The following is a 6,027-nucleotide window of genomic DNA, read 5'->3' on the forward strand; positions in this document are numbered from 1 at the left end:
CTTTTATAGAGCCCATGAGGCTCAGAGTGTAGACTTTGTCTGCACTCTTTTTTTATTACTATATATAAAATACACATAAGAAAAAAGCTGTATCAAAAGAGTTTTTAATACTCTACAATACAGCTTCTTTTTATTTTACTTAAATAATTTCATATTATATTTTAATTTCTATTATTTTTTAGTATTTTTATATATCCCAGCAAATCTAAAAATCTACTAACAACCTCTTCCCTGTTCATTGTTACATTCTCTTTGTCACTATTCCATATTTTCTCAAAGAACCTTTTAAATATATTATCTAATCTAAAATCCTTTATTATCATATACCTATTCTTATCACTTATCTCCTCCTCACAGTTCACAGTTATAAAACTAAGGCTTTTTGATATAAATACATATGGGTTTGCCATATTTTTTAAAATCATCTACCAATGTATCTGTTATTAACTTAAATTCTATATCTTTATTTTCATAAAATATTTTTACCATGTATTCTATATTCCTTTGAATTTGCTCCAAGGTTAAATTTACTTTAATATTAAAGAAGCTTAACACGCCCGTTGATTTTTATATTCTTAAAAGTAGGAAACATAGTCCCACTTATCCATTTACTCAAATAAGAAACGTCATACCCCAGTTCTCTTGCTAATGAGTAATTTTTTTCACCTAAAAAGTATATTAATTTTTCTATTGTTTTGCCAAATTCCATTTCTGTCATTATACTCTAACTCCTTTTTACAAATACACTTTGTATTGAGGTATAATATCATATGTCATTTTATAAAACATTGAATTAGCAATTTTATCAATTAGTTCAATTGATATTAATTTTATCAACTTTTTTTATTTTTTCTCAACACACTAATTTAATTTTTTTATAATACAAAGGCTATGGTTAAAAACCATAGCCCTTTTATAATTTCTATATCTAGTTTTTCATCCCTTACTTGATATTCTTTAAAATTGCCACTAAGTAATCCCATGTTCTATTTGTAGAGCTAATACTTAAGTGTTCATTAGGAGTATGAACATCAAATAAGTCTGGACCTATAGAAATGGCTTCTGCACCTTTAATAGCATCAATTAACAATCCGCACTCTAAGCCAGCATGAAGAGCTACTATCTCCGGCTTTTTACCAGTTAGCTCCTCATAAGTGTCTACACAAATCTTTTCTAACTCAGAATTTTTCGCATATTCCCATTCAGGATAATCATCTTCTAAAAATAAATTAATACCTAAAAACTTGCTAAGTAATTCCATTCTATTATTCAAATCTTCTTTTAAACTTTTCACAGAACTTCTAGTTGCAAACTCAAACTTAATCTCATTGTCATTTGTAACTACAACTCCTAAGTTAGTAGAACTTTCTACTAAACCTTCTATATCTGCGCTCATAGTTTGAATCCCTCTAGGCATTAAGTTTAAAACACCAACTATCTTCTCTTTAACATCATCACATAAGGCTTTATTGTAAGTTTCTTCAGATTTCGTACATTCTAAATTAACTCCTGGATCTGAAGTCTTATATTCATTTTTAAATATACCTAAAATATTAGATATTTCTTTTTGTAAAATCTCTTCATTTTTATTATCTACAAGAATTACACATTCTGCTTCACGAGGTATTGCATTATTTTTAAGTCCACCGTGGATAGAAACTAAATCATAATCAATCTTTCCATCTTTACAAAGATGATTTAAAACTCTACCCATTAGTACATTAGAATTACCTCTCTTTTTATCAATTTCCATTCCTGAATGTCCACCTTGAAGACCTTTTATACTTATATTATAAGCAGTTTTGGGTGAGGTAATTTCTTTGTATTCTTTACTTATAGTGACTACTGCTGTAACACCACCAGCACAACTTACAGTTATTTTTCCTTCTTCTTCTGAATCCACATTTATTATATATTTTCCCTTAAATAAACTTCCATCTAATTCCATTGCACCTATCATACTAACTTCTTCATTTACTGTGTAAACTACTTCAAGTGGTGGATGAGGTATATCATCACATGCTAGTAGTGCAAGCCCCATAGCAACTGCTATACCATTATCAGCTCCTAAAGTTGTTCCTGTAGCATATAAATAATCACCATCTACTCTTAGTTTTATTTCATCTTTAGTAAAATCATGAACTGTGTCTTTATTTTTTTCACAAACCATATCCATATGACCTTGAAGTATTACTCCTGGACTATTTTCATATCCGCTAGTTCCTGGCTTTTTAATTATTACATTTAAAGTTTCATCTTGAATAACTTCTAGTCCCAGTCTTTTGGCTTCACTTACCAAATAATCACTTATTGCTTTTTCATTACCAGAGCATCTAGGTATCTTAGATATCTCCGAAAAATATTTAAAAACTAATTGTAGTTTTGGATTTTCTATATTTACTGTCATTTATCTTCTCCTTCAAAGTAAGTTTTAAGCAATGTATATATCTGACGCGATAGCAAAGCGAAATGCTTCTCAATTTTGGCGTCATGAGTTCATCACGAATTTTAAGCAACGTATTTACCTGCAGCAGCGCAAAGGCACACGTTGGCGCATGAACTTAACTAATTTTATACAAACATCATGGCAATGCATAGTATAATTGCACATGCTACAAAGATAGCTAATAAAACTTTAGTTACAAATTTTACCCATGATGAGTAATCCACTTTTGCTATAGCAAGTGTTCCCATTATAACTCCGCTTGTTGGTGTAACTAAGTTTATAAGACCACTACCAGCACTAAATATGGATATTATAACTTCTGGTGGAAATCCTAAGCTAACTGCTAAAGGCCCAAATATTGGCATTGATAAACCTGCTAAACCTGATGTGGAAGGTATGAAAAATGATAATGCCATATAAATTAAGAAAGCAACTATTGTGAATATTATAGGTGACATTCCAACTAATACTGATGATGCAGAAGAAAGTACATATGCATCTAGTCCAGTAGTACTCATAATAACTGATATACCTTTTGAAACTCCTATAACTAGTGCAACTCCAACCATTTCTGCAGCACCATCTAAGAAGGCATTTACAATTTCAACTTCTTTCATTCTATAAACTAGACCTATAACTACTGCCATGATTACAAACCACATTCCTAAGTCTGAGAACCACCAGTTTCCCAAAGAGTTCCCTGTTAAAAATCCTGTACCTTTAAATAAATTAATTCCAAATTGTTCCCATGGAATTATACCTAATACCATAACTATAAATGTAAAGGCAAATAGTGATAAAACTACTTTTCTTTTTCCTGTGAATTCTATTACTTCTTCTTCTCCACTTTTATTTCCTATAAAAGCTTCATTTGCTTGTCTTATTTCTGAATCTGAAAGCAATGTTTTAGATTTATCAGCATGAACTTTTTTAGCATAATTCATAACAAAAAATATGGATATAAGCAGTGATATTAACCATAGTGCCACACCTGTACCAATTACTATTACTTGATTAGCTGCTATATCTACTCCTTTTAGTGCTCCTATACTTACTGAAACTAAAAATGGATTAACTGTAGAACCTAAAACTCCACATCCAGCTCCAAGAATAATTGATGCTACAGATACTAAAGGGTCAAATCCTGCTATTATCATAGTAGTTGTAACTAATGCTGTAAAAGCTATTGTTTCTTCAGCCATACCAAAACTAGTTCCACCAAGGGAAAATATAAACATTAAAACAGGTATTAAAATTAATTCTTTTCCCTTTAACTTGGCAACTACATTTCCAATTCCTGCATCTAGTGCTCCTGTTTTTGTAGTTACTCCTAAAAACCCTCCTATTAATAAAACAAATATGGCTATATCAATGGCCTCTTGTAATCCAGTTATTGGAGCCATAACAAAGTCTGCCAAACTTGCTTTCTTAACTCCAGGTATGAAATATGTTGCAATTGCTATAATAGCCGTTATAGCTAATAATACCGTATAAGCTGTTGGCAACTTAAATGATCTTTTCTTTTTTTCATTTGTGCTCATTTTACATTTCTCCTTTAATGACTTTTGCTATTTATATTAAATTTGCCATTAAAAGAGATTTTATGTAACAGTAAATAAAAAATTTGCTTTGCTCATGTCGCCAACGAGATGCCTTCATTACCACTTTAAACCACTGTGTGGGCGATATGAAATTTCAGGCAACGCTGTTGCTCCTTCAAGCAAAGCAGTTGAAATTTATACTTTATTTATTTTTAATATTTATATATTTTCCAATAAAGCAACATTCGAAGACATACTTTCTTTATTTAATTTTTTTGATAAAATTATAAAGTAAATTACACATAATATAATTTGTACAAAAGTAGACATAGGTGTAGCTAAACCTACCTTAAATAAAGATACCGGTAATATTTTACTCATAAGATACGATACTGGTATTCTCACACAAAAAGCACCAACTATTCCTTGTATCATTACAAAAGTTGTCTTTCCACATCCGTTGAAATAACCAACCATAGAGAACATTATTGCAGTTAAAAGACAGTCAATTCCATAAGCCTTCATATATTCCCATGCTGCTAAAACTACATACTTATCCTTAGAGAACATTCCTGCAAGTAAATCACCATGGAAGAAGGTAATATAAAACATTACAACTCCACAACATAAGGATGATAAAATAGAGTAAATAAGAACCTTTTTAGCTCTATCGTATTTTTTAGCTCCATAGTTTTGTGCAACAAATGCAGATACAGCTTGAGAGAAAGATGATGGTATAAGCATTATAAATCCAACAAGTTTTTCTGCAACACCAATACCTGCCGATGGAATCACTCCCATAGAATTACCTATAATCATAATTACAAGGAAAGACAAATGCACAAGTCCATCTTGCAAAGCTATTGGAGCTCCATATTTAATTATATTTGATGTTAAGCTTTTATGAAACTTTATACTTTGTTTAGAAAATTCAAAAGGAAGCCCACGTTTTCTAGTAATTATTAAAGATAATACAACACTGACTCCTTGAGCCATGATTGTAGCCAGGGCAGCACCAGCGGCAGCCATTTTAAATACTCCAACAAATATTAAATCTCCTATAATATTTGTAACACAGGCAATTCCCACTGTTATAAGGGGAGTTTTTGAGTCACCAAGACCTCTAAACACACCTCCTATAATATTATAAGCAACTATAAAAACTGCACCTGCTGCACAAATTCTTATGTATGCTACAGTTCCATCGAATGCTTCTTTTGGAGCATGCATAAAGTTTGAAATAGGTGAGGCAAAGCTAACAACTAAAACAGTAATAATAATAGCCATAACAGCAAATATACAAATACCAGTTCCAACAACATTTCCAGCTTCTTTTGACTTTCCTTCTCCCAGCTTTTGACCAATTAATATGGTAAGACCCATAGTCAAACCAGTAATCATAACAGTTATGGTCATCATTACCTGACTACCTGTTGAAACAGCAGACACATCAGCTGCATGACCAAATTGTCCTACTATAAGTAAATCTACTGCACCATACATAGTTTGTAAAAATAATGCAAGTAATATTGGTATTGCAAATTTTAATAAAGGTAAGAATATTTTCCCTTCTGTAAAATTAGATACTTTTGACATATTCAATTCTCCTCAATTTATTTATGTTTTGTGCAAAATAATATTTGTGTAAATATAACCCTTTGCAAATCCTAAAGGGTCATTCTAAATTGTTTCTTATTTTATCAAGTACTATTTGAAATACTTTTATTTCTTCTGGTGTTATATTTTGACATAACTTATTTTCTATAGAATCTATTGCTTTAGAAATTTCCTCATAAAGCTTTCTAGACTTATCCGTTAAGATTATTTGTTTTAGACGTGCATCTTCTGATACAGCCATCCTTTTTATCAGATTATTTTTTTCCATGTTATTTAACATTAAACTAATAGATGATGTTTACACCTTCATTATGAACATAACTGTTCTTTTCAACAAGGATATCAGCTCCGTACATGAATGTTTTTGTTGTTATAGGAGAGATTTTATGTAAATTACAATTTTCAATATTTAAAAAGGCAGTA

General features: G+C 30.7%; 6 protein-coding genes. All 6 read right to left on the reverse strand.

Annotated features, from left to right (window positions below):
- Positions 1 to 161 precede the first annotated feature (161 nt).
- The 6 genes from NSA58_RS14340 to NSA58_RS14365 all read right to left on the reverse strand — a co-directional run bounded on the left by NSA58_RS14340 (position 162) and on the right by NSA58_RS14365 (position 5,872).
- A complete protein-coding gene (locus NSA58_RS14340; protein WP_139045001.1) occupies positions 162 to 425 on the reverse strand; it encodes a hypothetical protein in 264 nt (87 codons plus the stop codon).
- A 113-nt stretch (positions 426 to 538) separates the two neighbouring features.
- Positions 539 to 718 (reverse strand): helix-turn-helix domain-containing protein, encoded by a 180-nt coding sequence (locus NSA58_RS14345; protein ID WP_039678309.1) that lies wholly within the window; start codon positions 716 to 718, stop codon positions 539 to 541.
- Positions 719 to 943: 225 nt separating this feature from the next.
- Positions 944 to 2,407, reverse strand: a complete 1,464-nt coding sequence (locus NSA58_RS14350; protein ID WP_074429261.1) for an aminoacyl-histidine dipeptidase — start codon at positions 2,405 to 2,407, stop codon at positions 944 to 946.
- A gap of 164 nt (positions 2,408 to 2,571) precedes the next feature.
- Positions 2,572 to 3,987: a YfcC family protein gene (locus NSA58_RS14355; RefSeq protein WP_039678307.1), complete on the reverse strand. Its 1,416-nt coding sequence runs from the start codon at positions 3,985 to 3,987 to the stop codon at positions 2,572 to 2,574.
- Between the two features lie 219 nt (positions 3,988 to 4,206).
- Positions 4,207 to 5,583: an MATE family efflux transporter gene (locus tag NSA58_RS14360; RefSeq protein WP_074429262.1), complete on the reverse strand. Its 1,377-nt coding sequence runs from the start codon at positions 5,581 to 5,583 to the stop codon at positions 4,207 to 4,209.
- A gap of 79 nt (positions 5,584 to 5,662) precedes the next feature.
- Positions 5,663 to 5,872 carry a MarR family winged helix-turn-helix transcriptional regulator gene (locus tag NSA58_RS14365; RefSeq protein ID WP_257560617.1) on the reverse strand — a complete coding sequence of 70 codons (210 nt, stop codon included), beginning with the start codon at positions 5,870 to 5,872 and terminating at the stop codon, positions 5,663 to 5,665.
- Positions 5,873 to 6,027: the final 155 nt, after the last annotated feature.

Origin of the sequence: Terrisporobacter muris, from assembly GCF_024621905.1 — a bacterium.
Taxonomy (GTDB): Bacteria; Bacillota; Clostridia; order Peptostreptococcales; family Peptostreptococcaceae; genus Terrisporobacter; species Terrisporobacter muris.

Excerpts from the sequence above, each read along its gene's own strand:
- NSA58_RS14345 (WP_039678309.1), bottom strand. The coding sequence starts at position 718 with ATGACAGAAATGGAATTTGGCAAAACAATAGAAAAATTAATATACTTT.
- NSA58_RS14360 (WP_074429262.1), bottom strand. The coding sequence starts at position 5,583 with ATGTCAAAAGTATCTAATTTTACAGAAGGGAAAATATTCTTACCTTTA.
- NSA58_RS14350 (WP_074429261.1), bottom strand. The coding sequence starts at position 2,407 with ATGACAGTAAATATAGAAAATCCAAAACTACAATTAGTTTTTAAATAT.
- NSA58_RS14365 (WP_257560617.1), bottom strand. The coding sequence starts at position 5,872 with ATGGAAAAAAATAATCTGATAAAAAGGATGGCTGTATCAGAAGATGCA.
- NSA58_RS14355 (WP_039678307.1), bottom strand. The coding sequence starts at position 3,987 with ATGAGCACAAATGAAAAAAAGAAAAGATCATTTAAGTTGCCAACAGCT.
- NSA58_RS14340 (WP_139045001.1), bottom strand. The coding sequence starts at position 425 with ATGATTTTAAAAAATATGGCAAACCCATATGTATTTATATCAAAAAGC.